The organism is Pseudomonas sp. BLCC-B112, assembly GCF_028550695.1.
Classification (GTDB): Bacteria; Pseudomonadota; Gammaproteobacteria; order Pseudomonadales; family Pseudomonadaceae; genus Aquipseudomonas; species Aquipseudomonas danubii.
On record NZ_JAQQGK010000001.1, the window covers coordinates 679,571 to 701,382 of the forward strand.

The window sequence follows — 21,812 nt, forward strand, 5'->3', positions numbered from 1 at the left end:
GGCCCGAGTGCCTCGCACAAGGCTCGATGACGTCTGCGCTGGCCAGCCAGCTCCAACAAACGGGGGCACTTGCAGTGAAATTGTCATCAGCCTGGACTAGGCTCGGCCACTGACGTTGTTTGAGTGTCATCCATGGCCAAGGCTCCGATTCTGCTGGCGTTACTGGTGTACCTCTGCTTGCCGGCCTGGGCCGAGGAGTGGCCGGCGCAGCAATGGAGTCGGGGGCCGACTGTCAGTGGCCCGGCGCTCAAGGCTCTGGAGGACTATGCCTTTGTGCCCAGGGACGACCAGTCCCAAAAAGGCATTCGCACTGACGCCTTGCTGGTGATCCGCGATGGCCAGCTGCTTTACGAGCGCTACGCCGGCGCCACCGGACCACAGACGCCCCATCTCATCTGGTCCGCCAGCAAAAGCCTGTTGGCGGTGGTGTTGGGCGTTGCCTACGGTGAAGGCCGCTTCCAGCTCCAGGACCCCGCGGCAAAATATTACCCGGCGCTGCAGCCGCATCCGGCCATCACCCTGGGTGACTTGTTGCACTGGGCCTCGGGTCTGGACTGGCAGGAAGACTACGAGTACGCCCCCCTCAATTCCTCAGTGGTGGCCATGCTCTACACCCGCGGGCATCGGGACATGGCGGCATTTGCTGCACAGCAGGCGCGCTCCACCCCACCGGGGCAGGTCTTCCGTTATTCCAGTGGCGATAGCAACCTGCTGGCGGCCAGCCTGCGGGGGATGGTCGGGGCAGACCAGTACGCGGACTACCCCTGGCAGGCCCTGTTCGAACCGCTGGGCATCACCCAGGCCGTGTGGGAACGCGATGCCGCCGGCACCTTCGTCGCGTCTTCCTACCTCTACCTGACGGCCCGCGATCTGGCCCGTGTCGGCCTGTTGATGCAGCGCGAGGGTCGCTGGCGTGATCGGCAGTTGCTGCCCAGGGCCTGGGTCGAGTTCAGCCGCACGCCCTTTGCCGGCTATCGGGCCAACCAGGATGAGGCGGTGGCGGGCGGGCACTGGTGGCTCAACCGCTCGGTGGACGGTGCCCCTCAGCCCTGGCCCGATGCTCCGGCGGATACCTATGCGGCCCTGGGGCACTGGGGACAGGCGCTGTATGTCCTGCCGGCGCAGCGCCTGGTGATCGTGCGTTACGGCGACGATCGCGATGGCAGCTATCGGCACAATGAGTTGCTCAAGCGAGTCCTGGCGGCGTTTTCCAGCCAGGGGCAGCCATGAAGCGTCGGGCCTTTTTCCGCCGTCATCCGCTGCTCGGCCTGGTGTTGGTGGCGCTGCTCCTGCTGCTGGGCTGGAGCTGGCAGCACCGGGTGGCCCTGCAAGCCTTCCCGGATATCCTCGGTGCCTACACCGCCAAGGAGTACTGCTCCTGCCGCTACGTGATGCAACAACCTGCCGACTACTGCCGCGCCTATGTGCGCCAGTACCTGCCCATCAGCGGTTTTAGCGATGAGCCGCAGAGCCGACGTGTCACCGCCAGCGCCCTGGGGCGTACCCACAGCGCGCTCTGGCTAGGCCCCCGGGAAGGCTGTCGCCTCGCCCCCTGATCCCTGGATCAGGCAGCGCTGCAGATTATGTGTTCCATCCAGTGGAACCACATTTGATTGTCCTGTGCTCCGGCTCGCGGTTATCTGACGCCGAGCTTCGAGCACGCTCCGGCGCCTCGTGCAACGCTCCGAAAAAAAGAACGGGAAGCCACCCGGCCCAGAGGAGATACGCCATGACCCGACACCAGCACATCCTTGCCTGGCTCAACGACATTGCCAGCGATCTGCGGGCCATCCGCCAGGATATTCATGCCCACCCGGAACTGGGTTTCGAAGAGCAACGCACTTCGGCGCTGGTGGCTCGCTGTCTGCAGGAGTGGGGTTATGAAGTGCACACCGGCGTCGGCCGAACCGGGGTCGTGGGTGTTCTGCGCAACGGCACGGGCACACGCACCCTGGGCCTGCGGGCGGACATGGACGCCTTGCCGATCATCGAGAACACCGGGGTTCCCTACAGCAGCCGCCATGGCGGTTGCATGCACGCCTGCGGGCATGACGGCCACACCACCATCCTGCTGGGGGCGGCGCGCTACCTGGCGGCGACCCGAGCGTTCGACGGCACCCTGAACCTGATCTTCCAGCCCGCGGAAGAAGGCCAGGGCGGTGCCGAGGCGATGCTTGCCGATGGCCTGCTGGAACGCTTCCCCTGTGATGCGCTGTTCGGCCTGCACAACATGCCTGGGCTGCCGGCCGGTCACCTGGGCTTTCGCGAAGGGCCGATGATGGCGTCCCAGGACCTGCTTGAGGTGATTGTCGAAGGCGTCGGCGGTCACGGCTCCATGCCCCACCTGGCGGTGGACCCCTTGGTGGCCGCGGCCAGCATGGTCATGGCCTTGCAGACGGTGGTGGCGCGCAATATCGACGCGCAGGAAGCGGCGGTGGTGACGGTGGGGGCCTTGCAGGCGGGTGAGGCGGCCAACGTGATTCCCCAGCAGGCGTTACTGCGCCTGAGCCTCAGGGCCCTCAACGCACCGGTGCGCGAGCAGATGCTGGAGCGAGTCAAGTCGATCATCCGCACCCAGGCCGAAAGCTTTGGCTGCAGCGCCAGCATCGACCATCGCCCGGCTTATCCGGTGCTGATCAATAGCCCGGAAGAAACCGAGTTTGCCCGGCGGGTCGGTGTCGAGCTGGTGGGGGCCGAGGCGGTCAATGGCAATACGCCGAAGCTGATGGGCAGCGAAGACTTCGGCTGGATGCTGCAGCGCTGCCCCGGCAGCTACCTGTTCATCGGCAATGGCGTAGCGCAACCGATGGTGCATAACCCGGGTTACGACTTCAATGACGACATCCTGCTCACCGGTGCGGCCTATTGGGGCGCCCTGGCGGAGAGCTGGCTCAAGCCCGTCTGAACCCTCCTGTTCCTGTAGCACTGTGCGGCCCGGGCGTGCCATGCGTCCGGCACTTTTCCGAGCCCGCAAGAAGGCTCAAAAGTATCAAGGAACCTCCCATGAGCGTCTCGACACCTGCTGTTTCCAAGACCCGGCAAGTGGTTGCCGCCGTGGTTGGCAACGCCCTGGAATGGTACGACTTCATCGTCTATGGCTTTCTCGCCAGCTTTATCGCCCGCCAGTTTTTCCCGGCTGAAGACGAGTACACCTCGCTGCTGATGGCCCTGGCCACCTTCGGCGTGGGCTTTTTCATGCGCCCGGTGGGCGGCGTGCTGCTGGGCATGTATTCCGACCGCAAAGGCCGCAAGGCGGCGATGCTGGTGATCATCCAGCTGATGACCGTGGCCATTGCGATGATCGTCTTTGCCCCCAACTACGCGGCCATTGGCCTGGGCGCGCCGTTGCTGATCGTGGTGGCGCGAATGCTCCAGGGCTTTGCCACCGGGGGGGAGTACGCCAGCGCCACGGCCTACCTGGTGGAAAGTGCCCCGGAGGACAAGAAGGGGTTGTATGGCTCCTGGCAGTTGGTAGGACAGTGCCTGGCGGTGTTCAGCGGAGCGGCGATGGTGGCGGCGGTGACCCACCTCTTTTCGCCGCAGACCCTGGATCTCTGGGGCTGGCGCCTGCCGTTCGTGATCGGCCTGCTGATCGGTCCGGTGGGACTGTGGATTCGCAAGTACATGGAGGAGCCGGAGGCCTTCATCGAGGCGCGCAAGCAGGCAGGTGGCAAGGGGCCGGGGCTGTGGCAGGTGGTGTCGGCCCATCGCCGGGCGATCCTGATCTCCATGGGCCTGTGCTGCGGTAGCACGGTGTCTTTCTATGTGGTGCTGGTGAACATGCCGACCTTCGCCCACACCAACCTCGGCCTGCCCCTGGATCAGGTGCTGCTGGTGCAGATGTTCGCCGTGGCCCTGATGACCGTGGTGATTCCCTTTGCCGGGGCGCTGTCGGACCGCATCGGCCGGCGCCCAGTGCTGATGGCCTTTACCCTGGCGTTTTTCGTCATGGTCTATCCCTTGTATGTGTGGGTCGCCGCGGCGCCGTCCATTGAGCGCCTGCTGGTGATGCAAATGTTGCTGTGCGGTGCCATTGGCGGCTTTTTCGGTCCCGGTCCTACGGCCCTGGCGGAGCAGTTTCCCATCGAGGTGCGTTCCACCGGGGTGTCGGTGGCGTATAACGTCACGGTGATGCTGTTCGGTGGCTTTGCGCCCTTGATCGTGACCTGGCTGAGCAAGGTCATGGCCACGCCGGTGGCGCCATCCTTCTATGTCTTGCTGACCTCGATCCTCAGCCTGCTGGGTATCTACTGCATGCATGACGCGGTCAGAGACGACAAACCCGATGCCGTGACCCTGGGAGGCGAGTCTTGATCAAGCGCAGCGAAGCAATGGCCAACGAGTCCATCGTCGAATTGGATGCCTTGGCACTATCCCGGGCGATCCATGCGCGCGAGCTGTCCTGTCGCGAGGTGATGCAGGCTTATCTGCAGCAGATCGAGCGTTACAACCCGGGCGTCAATGCCCTGGTCTCCCTGTGCGATCCGCAGGATCTGCTGGCCCAGGCCGATGAGCGTGATCGGCAACTGGACCGGGGGCAGTCCATGGGCTGGATGCATGGCATGCCCCAGGCGATCAAGGATCTGGCAGCCACCGCAGGGCTGGCCACCAGCATGGGCTCGCCGCTGTTCGCCGATCAGGTACCCCAGGTGGATGCCATCAGCGTGGCCCGGGTCCGTGCTAGCGGCGCGATCATTGTCGGCAAGAGCAACGTGCCGGAGTTCGGCCTGGGCTCCCATACCTACAACCAGCTGTTCGGCACCACCGGCAATGCCTATGACCGCAGCCTGAGCGCCGGCGGCAGCAGCGGCGGGGCGGCGGTGGCCCTGGCCTTGCGCATGCTGCCGGTGGCCGATGGCAGCGACATGATGGGCTCGCTGCGCAATCCGGCGGCCTTCAACAACGTGTTCGGCATGCGTCCCTCCCAGGGGCGGGTGCCATTCGGCCCTACCCCTGAACTGTTCGTGCAGCAACTGGCTACCGAAGGGCCGATGGGGCGCACGGTGGCTGATGTGGCGCGGTTGTTGAGCACCCAGGCCGGATACGATCCGCGAGTACCCTTGTCCCTCAAGGAAGATCCGGCGCTGTTGCAGGCGCCTCTGCAACGGGATGTACGCGGCCTGCGCCTGGGCTGGCTGGGTGACTACAACGGCTACCTGGCCATGGAGCAGGGCGTCCTGAGCCTGTGCGAAAAGGCCTTGGCCGACTTCACCCATCTGGGCTGTGAAGTGGAAAGCTGCCAGCCGGAGTTTTCCATGGCGCAATTGTGGGACTGCTGGCTGGTGCACCGGCACTGGCTGGTCCAGGGTTCCCTGGGGCTGTTGCACAACGACCCGGACCAGCGCCGCTGGCTCAAGCCCGAGGCGCGTTGGGAAGTGGAGGGCGCTGCCAGCCTCAGTGCCGCGGACGTGTACCGCGCTTCCCAGAGTCGCAGCGATTGGTATCGCGCCTTGCTGCGGTTGTTCGAACGTTACGATTTTCTGCTGCTGCCCACGGCCCAGGTGTTCCCTTTCGATGCACGGCAGGCCTGGCCAAGGCAGATCGATGGGCAGGAAATGGACACTTATCACCGCTGGATGGAAGTGGTGATCGGTCCGACCCTGGCCGGCCTGCCCAGTATCAGCATTCCGGTGGGGTTCAATCTGGCGGGCCTGCCCATGGGCTTGCAGATCATCGGGCCGGCCCAGGCCGACCACGCTGTGCTGCAACTGGCCTATGCCCACGAACAACTGACGCACTGGGTGCGGCAACGCCCTCCGGGTAACCTGCTGTAACCAGGCAAATGCCGTTGATAGGGTTCTAGGCTCTGTACGAAAAGCCTTGATACTCGGTGATGCTGCGTTGAAAACGGTCTCGGAATGCTCATTTACAACCCGTAAACTCCGCTTCCTCGACCGTTTTCGCCTTGCCTGACCTTCGTCTCAAAACTTTTCGTACAGAGCCTAAGGCCCGCATCTTGCTGGGAAAAACCTTTACCCATCTTCAGTCAGGGAGTTCGGACTATGGCCAGCAAGGTAGAAACCGGCAGCGTGCGTTCCGTGGAACGGGCCCTGGCCATCGTCGAGTTGCTGGGCCAGCACCAGGCCTTGGGCCTGGAGGAGTTGCACTACCTGACGGGGCTAGCCAAGGCCACGGTGTCGCGCATGTTGCTGACCCTGCAGGAGCAGGGCTGGATCTACCGTGGCCTGAGCGACAGGCGTTATCGCCTGAGCGCCCGCAGCCTGTTCGGCGACAGCCGGCAACGCTTCAAGCGCCATCTGGTGGAGCAGGCGGCGCCCTGGATGCTGGAGTTGAGTGCACGCACCGGACTGGTCAGCGACCTGTCGAGTTTTGACGGTGAGCACCTTGAGGTCCTGGAAAGTGCGGTGCCTGCGGTGTTGCGCAAGCGCTACCCGAACAACAGCCGGATTGTCGGCCAGCATGCCAGCCTGTTTCATTCGGCCATGGGCAAGGCCTGCCTGGGGGCCCTGGCCAGTGATGAAGTCGAGCGTCTGGCCGAGCGTGAGCGAGTACCGGCCGAAGACCAGCAGCAGGCTTGCGCCCAGTCCCAGCATCTGGGCTTCGGTCAGCGTACCGAGGGCCACTGGGAATATCCGGTGCGCCTGCCTTTTCTGATTCGTGCCGTGGCCCTGCCGTTGCAGGCCGAAGGCCGGGTGATCGGCAGCATCGCTCTGCATTGGCCGATGGATCTGAGCTGTGTCGAGCAGGTGCGCAATCGTCACTTGGGATTGCTGGCCGACACCATTGAGCAATTGCAGAAGTCCATTGCCTGAGCCATTCCCCGTCTACAACGGCTGGGCCCCACTTGAGCGCGGTGTTTGCCAGCCCCCTGGCAGCCGGTTAAGGTGGCGCCTTCTGTTCACGGGAGCTTGCATGCGTACGCCGATCCGCCTTCTTATCAGCCTGCTCGGGGTACTCGCCCTGCCGGCCCAGGCCAACTGGTACCTGGACAACGAGTCTTCCCGGGTGTCCTTCGTGACCACCAAGAACGCCAGTATTTCCGAGGTCCAGCGCTTTCTGGTGTTGCACGGCAAGGTCGACGCCAAGGGTCAGGCCCGGTTGCAGATCGAGCTGGACTCGATCAGCAGCGGCATTCCCCTGCGCGATGAGCGCATGCGCCAGGAGCTGTTCCAGGTCCAGCAGTTTCCCGAGGCGCAGATCACGACGCAGATCAACCTGCGGCCGATCAACGACCTGGCCCCCGGGGCGCAGATCGAGCTGCTGTTGCCGGTCACCGTGGCCCTGCACGGCCAGGAACACACCTACAACGCCGAGCTGCTGGCCACTCGCCTGGATGAGCGGCGTTTCCAGGTGGTGACCTTGGAACCGCTGGTTCTCAATGCCGAAGACTTCAACCTGGCACCGGGCCTCGACAGCCTGCGCAAAGTGGCTGGCTTGTCGGCCATCAGTTTCTCGGTACCGGTGGGTGCGGTACTGATCTTCACGGCGCGCTGAAATGCGCGGAGCGGTGTTCCCATGGCGTGAAGGCAACCGCTTCGAGCTGTTGATCGACGGTCCCCAGTTCTTTCCGCGCATGTTGGTGGCCATTGCCCGCGCCCGGCAGCAGGTGGAGCTGGAGCTGTATCTGGTGGAAGCCGGCGCATGTGCCGACGCTCTGGTCCAGTCCCTGGTCCAGGCTGCCGAGCGCGGGGTGCGGGTGCGCTGTCTGTTCGATGACTATGGCAGCCTGGCGTTTACCCAGGCCCTGCGCCTGCGCTTGACCACGGCTGGTGTCGAGCTGCGTTTCTACAACCGCCTGAAGTGGCGCCAGGGCTTTCTCAATCTGTATCGCGACCATCGAAAACTGTTGCTGGTGGACCAGTCCCTGGCCGTGGTGGGCGGTACTGGGGTTACCGATGAATTCTGGCGGCCCGAGGACAACAGCTGCGACTGGCATGAAGTGATGGTGGAGATCGCCGGGCCCGCGGTGCTGGACTGGCAAAGGCTGTTCGACCGCCAGTGGAGCGCCAACCTGCGCAAGGGCGCCTGGCGGCCCGACGTGGATTTCGGCCTGCCCCATCTACCCCGTGTGCCTGACTCGGGAGAGGGCATGGGCCGGGTGGCGTATGCCGACTCGCGTCAGCATCGCGACATCCTGCATTCACTGATTCGTGCCCTGCACAGCGGCCAGCAGCGCATCTGGCTGGCCACGCCTTACTTCTTGCCGACGTGGTCGGTGCGGCGCTCATTGCGCAAGGCCGCCGCCCGGGGCGTCGACGTACGCCTGTTGCTGACCGGACCGCACACCGATCATCCGGCCGTGCGCTATGCCGGGCACCGTTACTACCCGCGCTTGCTCAAGGCCGGTGTGCGGATTTTCGAGTATCAGCCGTGTTTCCTGCATTTGAAGATGGTGCTGGTGGACGACTGGGTCAGTGTGGGGTCGTGCAATTTCGACCACTGGAACCTGCGCTTCAACCTGGAAGCCAACCTGGAGGCCCTGGACCCGCCACTGACCCACTCCGTGGCGGCGAGCTTCGAGGCGGACTTCGCCCAGAGTGAAGAGATCAGCCTGGCACAGTGGCGCAACCGGCCGTTGTGGCGGCGGGTCAAGCAGCGGATCTGGGGTTGGGTCGACCGCCTGGTGGTCAACCTGCTGGACCGGCGCGGCTGACCGTCACGGCTGACATGGCTGGCTGTAGCCGCTGCCGGAGGCTGCGAACGAGCGCGAAGCGGTCGCGGCGGTCGTGAGTCCGATGGAGGTTTGGCGGTAGATCGACAAGCAAGGTCCTGCGGACCTTTGCGCAGCCTCGCAGGCTCGGCAGCGGCTACAGATATTGCAGCGATTGTGGGGATTGCGGGGATTGCAGAAGGAGGCGGCCGGCGCAGGTCATGCGCCGGCCGGTGTCGGAGGTCAGAGCAGTTCGAAGCTCTGTTGCTTCACGTCCTGGGAATCCAGGCCGATCTGTACATTGAAGTCGCCCGGTTCCGCGGCGTACTTGAGCTGCGCGTTGTAGAACTTCAGGTCATCCTCGGTGATGGTGAAGTGAATGGACTTCTCTTCGCCGGCCTTGAGCATGACTTTCTGGAAGTTCTTCAATTCCTTGATCGGGCGGATCATCGAGCCGGCCACGTCCTGGATGTACAGCTGCACCACGGTTTCGCCGTCACGCTTGCCGGTGTTCTTCACGGTCACGCTGGCATCGAGCTTGCCGCTCTTGTTCAGGGTGGTGGAGGACAGGGCCATGTCCGACAGGCTGAAGCTGGTGTAGCTCAAGCCATAGCCGAACGGATACAGCGGGCCGGTGGTGTCGTCGAAGTACTGCGAGGTGTAGTTGCCCGGCTTGCCCGGCGTGAACGGCCGGCCAATGGTCAGATGGTTGTAGTAGGTGGGAATCTGGCCCACTGAGCGGGGGAAGGTGATCGGCAGCTTGCCCGACGGGTTGTAGTCGCCGAACAGTACGTCGGCAATGGCGTTGCCGCCCTCGGTGCCGCTGAACCAGGTTTCCAGGATGGCGTCGGCTTGCTGGTTTTCTTCCAGCAGTGACAGCGGCCGGCCATTCATCAGCACCAGCACCAGAGGCTTGCCGGTGGCCTTGAGGGCCTTGATCAGCTCGCGCTGGCTGGCGGGAATGTGCAGGTCGGTGCGGCTCGAAGACTCGTGGGACATGCCACGGGACTCACCCACAGCGGCCACGATCACGTCCGCCTGCTTGGCCGCCTTGACCGCTTCGTCGATCATCTGCTGCGCCGGACGCGGGTCGTCCACCACTTCCGGGGCATCGAAGTTGAGGAAGTTCAGGTAGTCCACCACCTTCTTGTCGGCGGTGATGTTCGAGCCCCGGGCGTACACCAGTTGGGCCTTGTCACCCAGGACGTTGCGCATGCCGTCGTACAGCGTCACCGACTGCGCCGGTACGCCAGCGGCGGCCCAGCTGCCCATCATGTCGATGGGGGCCTTGGCCAGGGGGCCGACCAGGGCGATCTTCGCGGTTTTCTTCAGCGGCAAGGTGTCGTTGTGGTTCTTCAGCAGCACCAGGCTGCGGCGGGCGATGTCCCGGGCGTCGCTGCGGTGCAGGCGGCTTTCGGCGTTGGTGTCGGCCGGGTCGTCCTCGGCCTTGCCGATGCGCACATAAGGGTCCTTGAACAGGCCCATGTCGTACTTGGCCGCCAGCACTTCACGCACCGCGTTGTCGATGTCCTTCTGCTCGATCTCGCCGGACTTGAGCAGCCCCGGCAGTTCCTTGCCGTACAGCGAGTCGTTCATGCTCATGTCGATGCCGGCCTTGATTGCCAGCTTGGCCGCTTCACGACCGTCCTTGGCGACGCCGTGGCGGATCAGCTCGATGATCGCCCCGTGGTCGCTCACCGCCAGGCCCTTGAAGCCCCATTCTTTGCGCAACAGGTCGTTCATCAGCCAGGTGTTGGAGGTGGCCGGCACGCCGTTGATGGAGTTCAGGGCCACCATCACTCCGCCGGCACCGGCGTCAATGGCTGCGCGGTAGGGCGGCAGGTAGTCCTGGTACATCTTCACCGGGCTCATGTCGACGATGTTGTAGTCGCGACCGCCCTCTACTGCGCCATACAGGGCGAAGTGCTTGACGCTGGCCATGATGCTGTCCGGCAAGGCCGGGCTCTGGCCCTGGTAGGCATTGACCATGACCTTGGCGATGCGCGAGACCAGGTAGGTGTCTTCGCCGAAGCCTTCGGAGGTACGGCCCCAGCGAGGATCGCGGGAGATGTCCACCATCGGCGCGAAGGTGATGTCCAGGCTGTCGGCGCTGGCCTCCTTGGCGGCGATGCGCCCGGAGCGGCCGATGGCGTCCATATCCCAGCTGGACGCCAGGGCCAGGCTGATGGGGAAGATGGTCCGGTGGCCGTGGATCACGTCATAGGCGAAGAACATCGGGATCTTCAGCCGGCTGCGCATGGCCGCGTCCTGCATCGGCCGGTTTTCCGGGCGGGTGATGGAGTTGAAAGTGCCGCCGATATTGCCCGCGGCGATTTCCTTGCGGATCAGCTCACGGGGCATTTCCGGGCCGATGCTGATCAGGCGCAACTGGCCGATCTTCTCTTCCAGGGTCATGCGCTTGAGCAGATCGCTGATAAAGGCTTCTTTGTTTTCCAGGGGGACCGGGGCAGATTCGGCCAACACAGGGTGACTGGCCAGGCTGACCAGCAGGCCCAGCAAACACAGCTTATTCATGAATAGTGTTCTCAAGGGCTCAAGACCGACGCATGAGTGACGCGTCGAACAGCCAAAATTTAGGGAGCGGCTATTGTTGTTCAGATAAATCCAGCACACTTCTGAACTCTTTTTCGCGCTGGGCATCTTTTAGCCCATCAGCCCGATGCATTCCAGTGGCGCAGGCAGATTTTGCCCCACAGGATGTGTGAAACCGGGCAAAAGATTCTTTTCCATCAGGTTGTGCAAGGAGCCCCACCCATGAACATCACCCAAAGCCTGCGCTCGAGTTGGCCCATCGCTGCCCTGTTGCTGCTTACCAGCCTGCTCAGCGGCTGCGGCATCAACAACATTCCGACCCTGGACGAGCAGGTCAAGGCCGACTGGGGCCAGGTGCAGAACCAGTACCAGCGCCGCGCCGACCTGATCCCCAACCTGGTGGAGACCGTCAAGGGCTACGCCAAGCACGAGGAAGCCACCCTGACCGCGGTGATCGAGGCGCGGGCCAAGGCCACTTCGATCCAGGTGGACGCCAGCACCCTGGACAACCCGGAAAAACTCAAGCAGTTCCAGCAGGCCCAGGACCAGTTGAGCGGAGCCCTGAGCCGTCTGATGGTGGTCTCCGAGCGTTATCCGGATCTGAAGGCCAACCAGAACTTCCTGGCCCTGCAATCTCAGCTGGAAGGCACCGAGAACCGCATCGCCGTGGCCCGCCGCGACTTCATCCTCGCGGTGCAGAAGTACAACACTGAGATCCGCACCTTCCCTGGTCGCCTGTGGCATAGCCTGATGTACAGCGACCTGCCGGTGCGTGAAACCTTCGAGGCCACCAGCCCTGACGCCGACAAAGCGCCGCAAGTGAAATTCTGATGGGCCGCGGGCAGCGCGTGCTGCCAAGCACGCGGCTGTCGCTATGGCTGGTGAGTGGCGCCGTATTGTCGCAACAGTCGTTCCAGCTCCAGTTCCGACTCTGACCGCCGCCGTAGCGGCGGCAGTTTTGGCGGTGGCGGGGCGTCCGGCAGTTGGTAGCACACGCGGACAAACATTAAGGATGAGGTGCTGATGCGACTTTATAAAATCGGCCTGGTGCTGTTGCTCTGGGTCTTTGCGGTCACGGCCCAGGCCGAGCTGAGGTTCCCGGCCCTGAGCGGGCGGGTGGTGGACGACGCGCAGATGATCGAGCCGACCATCAGCGCCCTGCTGACTCGGCAACTGCAAGCCCACGAACAGGCCACCGGCGAACAGTTGGTGGTGGTGACCCTGCCGGACCTGCAAGGCGCCAGCATCGAGGAATACGGCTACCAGTTGGGGCGTCACTGGGGCATCGGCCAGAAGGACAAGAACAACGGCGCGCTGCTGATCGTCGCTCGGGACGAGCGCAAGCTGCGCATCGAAGTGGGCTACGGCCTGGAGGAGCGCCTGACCGACGCCCAGGCCTCGGTGATCATCAACCAGGTGATCACCCCGGCGTTCAAGACCGGGCAGTTCAGCAAGGGCATCAGCGACGGGGTTTCGGGCATGCTCCTGGTGCTCGGTGGCACGCCGCTGGACGAGCCGGCCACGGCCTATGACAGCGGCGGCGAGAGCAGCGACCAGGACGATTTTGTCCAGCGTCACCCGTGGCTGTTCATCTTCATGGTGCTGCTGTTCATCCTGGTGGTGATAGTGGCGCAGGCGCTCGGGTTCATCACCACCACCAGCGGGCGCGGCGGTGATGGAGGCGGTGGCTTCGGCGGTTTTGGTGGTGGGTCCGGTGGCGGTGGCGGCTTCAGCGGTGGCGGTGGCAGCTTTGGCGGCGGCGGTTCCTCCGGCGGCTGGTAACTCAAAATAAGAAGCGGAAATCCAACGACATGGCATTACTCAGTGAATACGAACAACGGCAAGTGGCCGAAGCCATTGCCCGGGTGGAACAGCAGACCGACGCCGAACTGGTGACGGTGCTGGCCGCCCGGGCCGACGACTACGCCTATATCCCGCTGCTCTGGGCCAGCCTGCTGGCGCTGGTGGTGCCGGGGCTGGTGCACTACGCCACTGGCTGGCTGAACATGCACCTGTTGCTGCTGGCGCAATGGGCGACCTTTATCGTGCTGTGCCTGGTGTTTCGCCTACCCTGGATCACCACCCGGCTGATCCCGCGCTCGGTGCGCCATTGGCGGGCTTCCAACCTGGCCCGACGGCAGTTTCTCGAACAGAACCTGCACCACACCGTGGGCGGCACCGGGGTGCTGATCTTTGTCAGCGAAGCCGAGCGTTACGTGGAAATCCTCGTGGACGAGGGCATTTCCAAGCGTCTGGATAACAAGCAGTGGAATGGCATCGTGCGCAACTTTACCCAGCAAGTCCGCCAGGGCCAGACCCTGCAGGGCTTCCTCGACTGTATTGAAGCCAGCGGCGAGTTGCTCAAGACCCATGTGCCCCTGACCCAGATACGCAACGAATTGCCCAACCGCCTGGTGGTGCTCAACTGAGCTCACCGCCGTAGGAGCCGGCTTGCCGGCGAACAGGCCCCTGAGTCTTGCGCCGCCCTTGAGGACGCCTTCGCTGGCAAGCCAGCTCCTACAGCGGTGCGATATCGGTGTTGTTCTTGTAGGAGCCGGCTTGCCGGCGAATGGCCCCTGAGTCTTGTACCGCCCTCGGGCGAGGATTTTTTACCGTCGAGTGAATAACTTCGTGCCCCGACGGGGCTAGCTCCCTAAAATACCTGCCACTCCCTGATTCACACCCCGCATCGCCCGAGGCACCTGCCCCCATGTCTGTGACCGCACCTTCCGCCCGTCCCGCGCCGGATCATCACGCCCAGTTCCTGCAATTGCTCGACACCAGCCTTGCGCAGAACGCCTTTATCAAGCTGGTACTGGCCAAGCACGTGGGCCCGGAGGCGGACCTGCAACGCCTGATCATCAAGCAACTGACGGTCAAGGAGCAGCCGTGCCTGTCCTTCGTCTACCGCTACAAGACCCGGGACATCACCAAGAACTTCTCCCTGGACGAAGGCATCGCCGCCATCGCTGGGCTGCTGCCGGCTTCGTTCAAGAACGCCCACCTGCTGACCCTGACCGACGAAGTGCAGCTCGAATACAGCAAGAAGGGCAAGAGTTCGCTGTTCAAGGGCAAGCCGCAAACCCAGCGCGATTTGCCGTCGGCCGAGCACAACCGCGAGAAGAACCGCTTTCTCGACCTGAGCCGGCCTTTCCTCGCCGATCTTGGGGTGACCAACAAGCAGCATGAACTGATCCCGGCCATGTCGCGCAAGTGGAAGCAGATCAACAAGTTCATCGAGGTCTTCAGCCACGCCCTGGGCAGCTCGCCGATCAAGCTCGATCAGCCGGTGCGGGTCGCGGACTTCGGCTCCGGCAAGGGCTACCTGACGTTCGCCATCCACGATTACCTGCGCAACACCCTCAAGGCCGAGGGCGAAGTCACCGGCGTCGAATTGCGCGAGGACATGGTGACCCTGTGCAACGCCGCCGCGCAGCGCCTGGAACACCCGGGCCTGGTGTTCAAGTGCGGTGACGTGCGCAGCGTAGCCCCCAGCCAGCTGGACGTGATGATCGCCCTGCATGCCTGCGACATCGCCACCGACTACGCGATTCACACCGGCATCCGCTCCGGCGCGGCGATCATCATGTGCTCGCCGTGCTGCCACAAGCAGATCCGCCTGCAGATCCAGAGCCCGGCGCTGCTCAAGCCGATGCTGCAATACGGTCTGCACCTGGGACAGCAGGCGGAGATGGTCACCGACAGCCTGCGGGCGCTGTTCCTCGAAGCCTGCGGTTATGAAACCAAGGTCTTCGAGTTCATCTCCCTGGAACACACCAACAAGAACAAGATGATCCTGGCGGTCAAACGCGCCGAGCCGGTTGACCCGACCCAGTTGCTGGCCAGGATCGAAGAGCTCAAGGCCTTCTACCAGATCAGCGAACACTGCCTGGAAACCCTGCTCAAGGCCGACGGCTATCTGAGTTGAAGCCGCTGTAGTACCAGGCTATTACCCGGGCTGGCGCAATGGGACTACCTTGAGTACTCCTTCCGCCCACGTCTTTCCCTGAAAGGAGTCCACTCCATGGCCGCGAAAAAGATCCTCATGCTGGTTGGCGATTACGTCGAAGACTACGAAGCGATGGTGCCGTTCCAGGCCCTGCTGATGGTCGGTCATACGGTGCATGCCGTGTGCCCGGACAAGATCGCCGGGCAGACGGTGCGCACGGCGATCCACGACTTCGAGGGCGACCAGACCTACAGCGAGAAACCGGGTCACCTGTTTGCCCTCAACTACGACTTCGCCCAGGTCAGCTCCGCTGATTACGATGCCCTGCTGATCCCCGGCGGACGTGCTCCGGAGTACCTGCGCCTGAACGCCAAGGTGCTGCAACTGGTCAAGGAATTCGACCAGGCCGGCAAGCCCATTGCCGCGGTGTGCCATGGCGCGCAACTGCTGGCGGCGGCGGGCATTCTCGAAGGCCGCGAGTGCAGCGCCTACCCGGCCTGTGCCCCGGAAGTGCGGCTGGCCGGTGGCACCTATATCGATATCCCGGTGACCGAAGGCCACGTCCAGGGCAATCTGGCCACCGCCCCGGCCTGGCCGGCGCACCCCAGCTGGTTGGCGGGTTTCCTCGGCCTGCTGGGCACCCAGATCACCTTGTAAGCGAGGACCGCGCCATGTGCGAGCTGTACGTCAAGGCCGACCCGATTCTCTACGAATCCCGTTCCCGCTCGCTGCGCATCTGTGGCGTGGTCACCACCTTGCGCCTGGAAAACCAGTTCTGGGACATCCTCAGCGAAATTGCCGAAGTGGACGGCATGACCACCAACCAGCTGATCGCCAAGCTCTATGAAGAGGTCATGGATTACCGCGGCGAAGTGGTGAATTTCGCCTCCTTCCTGCGGGTCAGCTGCACCCGCTACCTGAGCCAGCGGCGCACCGCCGCCCCTGACCTCAGCCTGGTACGGCGCAACGCACTGTAGCCGCTGCCGCAGGCTGCGAACGGCCCGTAGGGACGCGGGGTTCTGCAGGCCACCGGAGGTTTGGCGGGGGATCGCCAAGCAAGGTCCTGCGGACCTTTGCGCAGCCTCGCGAGCTCGGCAGCGGCTACAGGGCTCAGCTGATTTTGCTGAGGAAGCCTGGTAGTTCCGGTTCCGGGAGCACCGACAGCACTTTGAGGCATTTCAGCATGCGCTGGCGGGCGCGTTGCAGGTGTTCGCGAAGGTTCAGGGCCGCGGCAAAGGCTGAGGGCTAGAGCCCCAGGCGTGCCAGCTGGCGCAGGTCGGCGATCACCCCCGGGTTGCCGCCTTCGAGCACATCCAGGCGCATTTGCGCGATCAGCGATTTGAGCAGCTCGGTCTGGGTCATCCGCGTCGCCTGCAGCAGGCGCGCGAGATCCTCGGCCACATAATGGTTGACCTTCAGCGACAGGCGTTTCATTGAATGGACCGCCGGCAGCTGGCGGGCCTCGGCCTGTTCGGCCAGGTAGGCGGTGAAAGTGCTATGCACCCGTTCCAGGCACGGGGCGACCCGGGCGCTGAAGTAGTAGCTGAAGAACAGTTTGCGCATCTGCACCCCGGCGTCCTGGATCACCGAGTGCATGGCGGCATCCAGAACATCCAGATAGACCGCGGGCAGCCGCGCCTCGATGGAGGTCAACGGGTGCTGGCGCGCGTCCTTGATCGCCGGCGTCGACTGGGGCGGAATGGCCACGGTGGTGGCGCACTGGTCGCAGACCCCCACCAGGATGTCCCGGGCCAGGCCGTTGCCGTCGCTGAAGGGGACGTCGCGCCGCAGGTAGGTAATGCCGACCACCTGTTGGCAATGCTCGCAGAGCGCCTTGCCCCGGTCGCCTTGCAGAAAGAGTTTCATGGGTTGCCCTCATCGGTGAACGCTGATGAACCACACATCTGGCTCGATAAAGTAGAACTTGATGTACCAGCCGGCCTTTTTCAGCACGTGGACCGCGATGCCCGGGACGCTGTGATGTGCGCTGCAACTGTGGTCCGGGCCCTTGCAGGCGCTGATGACCTCGATCAGTTGACCGGCCGAGACTTCGCCCGTGGCCAGCAGGTTCTTGACCTCGATCGAGCCGCGCGCGGCATGCAGATAGTCGCCATTCTGTATTGCATTGATCAGGTCACGCCTGACCTTCCTGAAGCCTCTGTCCATGATGCTTTCTCGGTTGTACGACAGATGTCGTACACAATCAATGGGAAGTCGACTGAAAGCGCCCAAAGGCATTTCAGCGGTTTTCAGGGGGGAGTCGATCTTAGCCCGGCAGGAGCGGGCGGCAGGGCTTGGCTAAAGGCTTGCAATACATCCGTGATGGCCAACGGCTGGCCTGCTGCGGTGCGTCCGATGCACCGCAGCCAGCGGCCGTCAGAAGAAGCGGGTCACGCTGATCTTGGCGTTGCGTCCCAGGCTGGAGGCGTTCTCGCCGCTCAGCGGTGGGCGATAGTCACGGTTGAACATGTTGTCCAGGGTGAAGTTGACTTCGGTGCCCTTGAGGTAAGGCTGCTGGGGTTTCCAGTTGGCGAACAGGCCGTGCACGTTGTAGCGGTCGTTCTTGTACTGGTCCCAGGCGGAGTCGCCCAAGACGCTGGCCGGGCCGCGGGCATAGATGTCGCTGGGTACCCGGTCAGTCTGGCGCACCCACTGGCCCTGCCAGCCCATTTGCGCATCCCACTGTGGAATCTTCACCCCCAGGCTGGCCACCCACTTGCGTGGCGGAATGTCCCGGGCCCAGACATTCGGGCCCCAGGGGTTGGTGTAGGCAGCTTCATGCTTGCCGGTGATCCACGAGTACGACAGCGAGCCAAACAGGTAGGTCGAGTCGTAGAAGCTTTCCACCTCGAAGCCCTTGATGGTCAGGTCGCCGATATTGCGGTAGACGCCGATGGTCGGCTGGTTACACACCTGGCCGATGTTCTTGCCGCTGGTGAGTTGCTCGGGGCAGCCGATCCCGAGGTTCTTCATGATTTCGTCTTTGATGGTGTTGTGGAACAGCGTGGTACGCACCTGCACGCGGTCGGTCTTGCTGAACACATCGGAGAAGCTGGTGATGTTGCCGGCGCGCAGGGCGGTGATGCGTTCCGGGTCGAGGTCGCGGCTGGTGGCGGAGCGGGTGGAGGCGGCCGATTGGACCTCGTACTGCTCGTCGATCACCGGTGCACGCCAGGTCTTGCTGTAGTCGGCGAACAGGGCGAATTGCGGGGTTACCGTCCAGAACGCCGACAGCCGAGGCGACCAGCCGGTGTAGGTCTTGTCGCCGTAATCATGGCCCGCCACCGGGTCGGGGCTGTTGTAGAACGGTGCGTCGTTCTTCTGGCCGCGGTTGCGCACATGGTCGTAGCGCAGGGACGGGGTCAGAGTGAAATTCCCCAGGGTGATGGCGTCCTGGATGTAGAAGGCATTGTTGTCGACCTTGCCGTGGGGCATGAAGCCCGGCTGGTAGTGGCCGTAGTTGTACTTGGGCACTTCATAGGTCTTGCCCGGCATCCACATGTCGACTTCGCGGGTGTGCTTGCGGATCTGGATGCCATTGGTCAGCGCGTGTTCCAGCGGGCCGGTGCTGAAGCGGCTGGTATTTTTCAGGGCCAGGATCTTGTCGTCATAGCCCACGGTGATCTTGCGGCCACCGGATGTCGGCTGGAAGTAGGCGTTCGGTCCGCGCTCGTCGGTCTGGTCGGTGGTGGAGTCGGAGTACTTGGCCTCGAAGTCGATCCACGGATTGTCTACGGGGGTGTACTGGTACTTGGCGATCCAGGTGGTGTCGATGGTATTGCGCTGGGCCAGGAAGCGGCGGGTGGCGCCGTCATAACCGTACTTGTTGATGTCGCTCTGGCTCGGCGGCGTCGGGTAGCTCTTGGCCGAGAAGGGCGCCCAGATGTCGCTGTTGGAACGCATGTAACTGAAGCCCAGGCGATGCTCGTCAGTCAGTTGCATGTTTAGCTTGAACAGCTCGCCCTCCATGTCCTGAGCGGTGTTGGGCAGGCGCTTGGGGTTGATCGGGTAGGCATTCTTCGGGTCGGGCTGGGCGCTGGCGATCTTCATGTCATCGCCGTCGCGCTTGGTCCAGTAGGCCAGGGCATCGAAGCGCTGATCATCGGTGCGGCCGTACACCGCGCCGGTGTAGGCCTGTTCGTGGCTGTTGCTGCTGTAGCCGTACTTGAGCATGGCGCCGCTGTTGCGCCCGTCTTGCAGCAGGTCGGGTGCGTCCTTGGTCTCCATGTGCACGGTGCCGCCGAAACCGCCATTGCCGGTCTCGGGGGAGTGCGGGCCCTTTTCCACCTCCAGGCGCTTGATCAGTTCCGGCTCGATGAACACCGAGCCCTGCTGGTAGCGTTCGAAGCCGCTCTTGGTGGCGCCATCGACGCTCATCGGCACGTCTTCGGCGTCCCCCAGGCCCCAGATGTTGATGGTCTGGCCGCCGGGTTTCAGCGAGCCGCCCAGGCTTACGCCGGGCAGGGTGTCGATCAGGCTGACCACGTTGGTGGCCTGGTGGCGATCAATTTCCGCCTGGTTCAAGGTCGAGCGGCCAACACTGGCGGCGTCCACTTCGGTGCCGTTGCCGATCACGCTCATGGCCCCCAACTGCAGGGCCGAACCGCTGCTGAGGCTGGTCTCGGCAGGGCGCACGATGTAGGTGTTGTCGACCTTCATCAGATTGAACTGGCCGTTCTGCAGCAGGGCGCGGATCGCCTCTTCCGGGCTGTAGTCGCCTTGCAGGGCCGGGGCCTTGGCATTGCGCAGCAGTTGTTCATCGAACAGCAGCTGGATTTTCGCCTGCTGGGCGATCTGGCTCAGGGAGGCGGCCAGAGGTTGCGCCGGCAACTGGAAATGCAGCGGCCCGGCATGGGCCTGCAGGCTGAATGCCAGGCAGGCGGCGAGCAGGGTCGGGCGGGTACGGACTAACGGAACAGGCAAGAACGCGCGAAACATGACTTCCCCCAGAGCGGCTTAAAGGCCAAAAAGGCGCTGCGGACAGATCGCAGACAGGAGGAAGACGCGGCAGTGAAAAAAAACCTCATATGCGAATGCAAAATATTCTCATATAAAAAATTAGCGGGCTTCGATCTTCAGCTGACCGTTGGCCTGGACCCGGGTTTTCACCGGGATCAGGGCCGGTAGAGCCTTGACCAGGGCATCCGGATCGTTGACGTCGAGGTTGCCGGAAACCTTGTAGGCACCCAGCGGGCCCTCGGCCAGTTGTACCGGTTGCTGGCGGTACAGGTTCAACTCGTCCACCAGACTGGCCAGGTCGCGGTTGCGAAAGGCCAGGCGCCCGCTGCGCCAGTCGGCCACCTCGTCGCGGTCCAGGGTCTGTTGGCGCAAGGTGCCTTTTTGCAGGTCATAGGTGGCCTGTTGCCGAGCGCCCAGCAGGGTCAGCTCCCCGGGCTTGCCGTCCGGGCTGAAGGCCACCTGGCCGTGGGCCACGCTGACCACCAGTTGGCGCTGGCCGCGCCGCACGTCGAAAGCGGTGCCCACCACCCGTACCTTGGCCTCGCCGCTGTGCACCAACAGCGGACGCTCCTTGTCGGCGGCGACTTCCAGATACAGCTGGCCCGCCTGCAAGTAGATGTTGCGCTGATGGGCGCTGAAATCGACGCTCACCTGGGTATTGGCATTGACGTACAAAGTGCTGCCGTCCGGCAGCTTGAAGGCTCGCGCTCCCTGTTCCTGGGCTGCGATCTGCTGCCGGTAGGGGGCCTGGGGCGTGCCCAGGTTGGCCGCCAGTACCGCGCACAGCAAAGCAGCGGCCACTGCCAGGGCCGGGCGCCAGAGCGGCGCCTTGCGCCGGGGGAGTGGCACCGGGCGGCTCAGTTGTTGCAGCTGCGCCAGGTCGTCCCACAGCTCCTCGAATTCGGCGTAGGCCCGGGCATGGGCCGGTTCACTGACCCAGCTCTCGAAGGCCTTGCGCGTGGCACGGTCCGGATCATTGCGGTTACGGGCGAACCAGCTGGCGGCCTGGGCATCGATCTGCTCGCTGTCGAGGTCGTCGTGGGTGCCGGGAAAGCGGGTCATTCAGGCTGCTCCTTGCCATTTTCTCGTTGTAGGTGCTGCTTGCAGTGCAGCAGGGCAAAGGCGATGTGTTTCTCCACCATGCTCACGGAAATCCCCATGCGTTCGGCGATCTGCGCCTGGCTCAGCCCTTCGAAGCGGTGCAGCATAAGGGCTTCGCGGCGGCGCGGCGAGAGTTGAGCGAGGACTTCTTTCAATTGTTCCAGGCGTTGCAGGCGCTGGGCGGCGGGCAGCGGCTCGTGCTGTTCGTCGGCCAGGGGCTCGCTGTCGAAATTTTCCTCGTGGCGGACCTCGTGGTGCACCTTGGAGCGCACTTGCTGGCGCCGCCAATGATCGCGCAACAGATTGCGCGCCATCTGGAACAGGAAGGCCCGGGGCTGCTCGACCTGGGCCCGATCACGGTAATCGAGCCATTGGGTGAACACGTCCTGGGTCATGTCCGCCGCGTCGCTGGCGTTGTCCGTGCGTTTACGCAGGAAATGCAGGATGTCCGCATAGAACCCGCGAACAGAGTCCGCCGACGCAGAGTCGGTCTTGGAGCGAGACATGGATATCCTTCTTGACGACGCGGTGAGCACAAGGTCGCGAATGATATCGAGAATTATTGCTATTTGTCACTTTGCGAATGATTGGCCAGCAGGTGCCTGTTTTTCCGGATCAATCAGGCCTTGAACCGTGCTG

The 21,812-nt window shown here is 63.6% G+C and carries 20 protein-coding genes and 1 pseudogene; 14 read left to right on the plus strand and 7 right to left on the minus strand.

Annotated elements, in window-relative coordinates:
* The first annotated feature begins 132 nt into the window (after positions 1-132).
* The 8 genes from PQT43_RS03165 to PQT43_RS03200 all read left to right on the plus strand — a co-directional run bounded on the left by PQT43_RS03165 (position 133) and on the right by PQT43_RS03200 (position 8,614).
* A complete protein-coding gene (locus tag PQT43_RS03165; RefSeq protein ID WP_272753485.1) occupies positions 133-1,230 on the plus strand; it encodes a serine hydrolase domain-containing protein in 1,098 nt (365 codons plus the stop codon).
* On the plus strand, positions 1,227-1,556 hold the full coding sequence (locus PQT43_RS03170) for an amidase (RefSeq protein WP_110595015.1): 330 nt from the start codon (positions 1,227-1,229) through the stop codon (positions 1,554-1,556). The genes PQT43_RS03165 and PQT43_RS03170 overlap by 4 nt, the downstream gene beginning before the upstream one ends.
* A gap of 173 nt (positions 1,557-1,729) precedes the next feature.
* Positions 1,730-2,905, plus strand: coding sequence for a M20 aminoacylase family protein (locus PQT43_RS03175; protein ID WP_102878658.1), 1,176 nt, complete (start codon positions 1,730-1,732; stop codon positions 2,903-2,905).
* A 98-nt stretch (positions 2,906-3,003) separates the two neighbouring features.
* A complete protein-coding gene (locus tag PQT43_RS03180; protein WP_110651867.1) occupies positions 3,004-4,314 on the plus strand; it encodes an MFS transporter in 1,311 nt (436 codons plus the stop codon).
* Positions 4,315-4,331: 17 nt separating this feature from the next.
* The gene (locus PQT43_RS03185; protein WP_272753585.1) at positions 4,332-5,774 is read left to right on the plus strand and encodes an amidase; all 1,443 of its coding nucleotides are present in this window, start codon (positions 4,332-4,334) and stop codon (positions 5,772-5,774) included.
* Between the two features lie 228 nt (positions 5,775-6,002).
* Positions 6,003-6,773: an IclR family transcriptional regulator gene (locus tag PQT43_RS03190; RefSeq protein WP_102861521.1), complete on the plus strand. Its 771-nt coding sequence runs from the start codon at positions 6,003-6,005 to the stop codon at positions 6,771-6,773.
* A gap of 100 nt (positions 6,774-6,873) precedes the next feature.
* Positions 6,874-7,455: a YceI family protein gene (locus tag PQT43_RS03195; protein WP_102861522.1), complete on the plus strand. Its 582-nt coding sequence runs from the start codon at positions 6,874-6,876 to the stop codon at positions 7,453-7,455.
* A 1-nt stretch (position 7,456) separates the two neighbouring features.
* Positions 7,457-8,614 carry a phospholipase D-like domain-containing protein gene (locus PQT43_RS03200; RefSeq protein WP_102878660.1) on the plus strand — a complete coding sequence of 386 codons (1,158 nt, stop codon included), beginning with the start codon at positions 7,457-7,459 and terminating at the stop codon, positions 8,612-8,614.
* A gap of 240 nt (positions 8,615-8,854) precedes the next feature.
* On the opposite strand, the gene bglX is transcribed toward PQT43_RS03200, so the two are convergent.
* Positions 8,855-11,146, minus strand: coding sequence for a beta-glucosidase BglX (bglX, locus tag PQT43_RS03205; RefSeq protein ID WP_102878661.1), 2,292 nt, complete (start codon positions 11,144-11,146; stop codon positions 8,855-8,857).
* 240 nt (positions 11,147-11,386) lie between these two features.
* On the opposite strand from bglX, the gene PQT43_RS03210 reads away from it, so the two are divergent.
* From PQT43_RS03210 to PQT43_RS03235, 6 genes are all read left to right on the plus strand, one after another.
* Positions 11,387-11,995, plus strand: a complete 609-nt coding sequence (locus tag PQT43_RS03210) for a LemA family protein (protein WP_102878662.1) — start codon at positions 11,387-11,389, stop codon at positions 11,993-11,995.
* A gap of 192 nt (positions 11,996-12,187) precedes the next feature.
* Positions 12,188-12,946, plus strand: a complete 759-nt coding sequence (locus PQT43_RS03215) for a TPM domain-containing protein (protein ID WP_213664847.1) — start codon at positions 12,188-12,190, stop codon at positions 12,944-12,946.
* A gap of 29 nt (positions 12,947-12,975) precedes the next feature.
* Complete coding sequence (locus tag PQT43_RS03220; protein ID WP_110595023.1) at positions 12,976-13,593, plus strand: TPM domain-containing protein; 618 nt, start codon at positions 12,976-12,978, stop codon at positions 13,591-13,593.
* A 281-nt stretch (positions 13,594-13,874) separates the two neighbouring features.
* Positions 13,875-15,092, plus strand: a complete 1,218-nt coding sequence (locus PQT43_RS03225) for a class I SAM-dependent methyltransferase (RefSeq protein ID WP_272753486.1) — start codon at positions 13,875-13,877, stop codon at positions 15,090-15,092.
* Positions 15,093-15,188: 96 nt separating this feature from the next.
* The gene (locus PQT43_RS03230; RefSeq protein ID WP_102878666.1) at positions 15,189-15,770 is read left to right on the plus strand and encodes a DJ-1/PfpI family protein; all 582 of its coding nucleotides are present in this window, start codon (positions 15,189-15,191) and stop codon (positions 15,768-15,770) included.
* A 14-nt stretch (positions 15,771-15,784) separates the two neighbouring features.
* Positions 15,785-16,090: a ribbon-helix-helix domain-containing protein gene (locus PQT43_RS03235; protein ID WP_047302295.1), complete on the plus strand. Its 306-nt coding sequence runs from the start codon at positions 15,785-15,787 to the stop codon at positions 16,088-16,090.
* 133 nt (positions 16,091-16,223) lie between these two features.
* On the opposite strand, the pseudogene PQT43_RS31280 reads toward PQT43_RS03235, so the two are convergent.
* From PQT43_RS31280 to PQT43_RS03260, 6 genes and pseudogenes are all read right to left on the minus strand, one after another.
* Positions 16,224-16,346 (minus strand): annotated as a pseudogene (locus tag PQT43_RS31280) (GntR family transcriptional regulator); the annotation flags it as partial.
* 12 nt (positions 16,347-16,358) lie between these two features.
* On the minus strand, positions 16,359-16,979 hold the full coding sequence (locus PQT43_RS03240; RefSeq protein WP_213664850.1) for a hypothetical protein: 621 nt from the start codon (positions 16,977-16,979) through the stop codon (positions 16,359-16,361).
* Between the two features lie 9 nt (positions 16,980-16,988).
* Entirely contained in the window at positions 16,989-17,279 is a 291-nt protein-coding gene (locus PQT43_RS03245; protein ID WP_272753487.1) for a hypothetical protein, read from the minus strand.
* 210 nt (positions 17,280-17,489) lie between these two features.
* Positions 17,490-20,051, minus strand: a complete 2,562-nt coding sequence (locus PQT43_RS03250) for a TonB-dependent receptor (protein WP_267269506.1) — start codon at positions 20,049-20,051, stop codon at positions 17,490-17,492.
* 120 nt (positions 20,052-20,171) lie between these two features.
* Complete coding sequence (locus PQT43_RS03255) at positions 20,172-21,134, minus strand: FecR family protein (RefSeq protein ID WP_272753488.1); 963 nt, start codon at positions 21,132-21,134, stop codon at positions 20,172-20,174.
* Positions 21,131-21,679, minus strand: coding sequence for an RNA polymerase sigma factor (locus PQT43_RS03260; protein WP_272753489.1), 549 nt, complete (start codon positions 21,677-21,679; stop codon positions 21,131-21,133). Before PQT43_RS03260 ends, PQT43_RS03255 begins: the two co-directional genes overlap by 4 nt.
* Positions 21,680-21,812: the final 133 nt, after the last annotated feature.

Coding starts and splice junctions, on each gene's coding strand:
- PQT43_RS03165 (WP_272753485.1), top strand. CDS start 133: ATGGCCAAGGCTCCGATTCTGCTGGCGTTACTGGTGTACCTCTGCTTG.
- PQT43_RS03170 (WP_110595015.1), top strand. CDS start 1,227: ATGAAGCGTCGGGCCTTTTTCCGCCGTCATCCGCTGCTCGGCCTGGTG.
- PQT43_RS03175 (WP_102878658.1), top strand. CDS start 1,730: ATGACCCGACACCAGCACATCCTTGCCTGGCTCAACGACATTGCCAGC.
- PQT43_RS03180 (WP_110651867.1), top strand. CDS start 3,004: ATGAGCGTCTCGACACCTGCTGTTTCCAAGACCCGGCAAGTGGTTGCC.
- PQT43_RS03185 (WP_272753585.1), top strand. CDS start 4,332: ATGGCCAACGAGTCCATCGTCGAATTGGATGCCTTGGCACTATCCCGG.
- PQT43_RS03190 (WP_102861521.1), top strand. CDS start 6,003: ATGGCCAGCAAGGTAGAAACCGGCAGCGTGCGTTCCGTGGAACGGGCC.
- PQT43_RS03195 (WP_102861522.1), top strand. CDS start 6,874: ATGCGTACGCCGATCCGCCTTCTTATCAGCCTGCTCGGGGTACTCGCC.
- PQT43_RS03200 (WP_102878660.1), top strand. CDS start 7,457: ATGCGCGGAGCGGTGTTCCCATGGCGTGAAGGCAACCGCTTCGAGCTG.
- bglX (WP_102878661.1), bottom strand. CDS start 11,146: ATGAATAAGCTGTGTTTGCTGGGCCTGCTGGTCAGCCTGGCCAGTCAC.
- PQT43_RS03210 (WP_102878662.1), top strand. CDS start 11,387: ATGAACATCACCCAAAGCCTGCGCTCGAGTTGGCCCATCGCTGCCCTG.
- PQT43_RS03215 (WP_213664847.1), top strand. CDS start 12,188: ATGCGACTTTATAAAATCGGCCTGGTGCTGTTGCTCTGGGTCTTTGCG.
- PQT43_RS03220 (WP_110595023.1), top strand. CDS start 12,976: ATGGCATTACTCAGTGAATACGAACAACGGCAAGTGGCCGAAGCCATT.
- PQT43_RS03225 (WP_272753486.1), top strand. CDS start 13,875: ATGTCTGTGACCGCACCTTCCGCCCGTCCCGCGCCGGATCATCACGCC.
- PQT43_RS03230 (WP_102878666.1), top strand. CDS start 15,189: ATGGCCGCGAAAAAGATCCTCATGCTGGTTGGCGATTACGTCGAAGAC.
- PQT43_RS03235 (WP_047302295.1), top strand. CDS start 15,785: ATGTGCGAGCTGTACGTCAAGGCCGACCCGATTCTCTACGAATCCCGT.
- PQT43_RS03240 (WP_213664850.1), bottom strand. CDS start 16,979: ATGAAACTCTTTCTGCAAGGCGACCGGGGCAAGGCGCTCTGCGAGCAT.
- PQT43_RS03245 (WP_272753487.1), bottom strand. CDS start 17,279: ATGGACAGAGGCTTCAGGAAGGTCAGGCGTGACCTGATCAATGCAATA.
- PQT43_RS03250 (WP_267269506.1), bottom strand. CDS start 20,051: ATGTTTCGCGCGTTCTTGCCTGTTCCGTTAGTCCGTACCCGCCCGACC.
- PQT43_RS03255 (WP_272753488.1), bottom strand. CDS start 21,134: ATGACCCGCTTTCCCGGCACCCACGACGACCTCGACAGCGAGCAGATC.
- PQT43_RS03260 (WP_272753489.1), bottom strand. CDS start 21,679: ATGTCTCGCTCCAAGACCGACTCTGCGTCGGCGGACTCTGTTCGCGGG.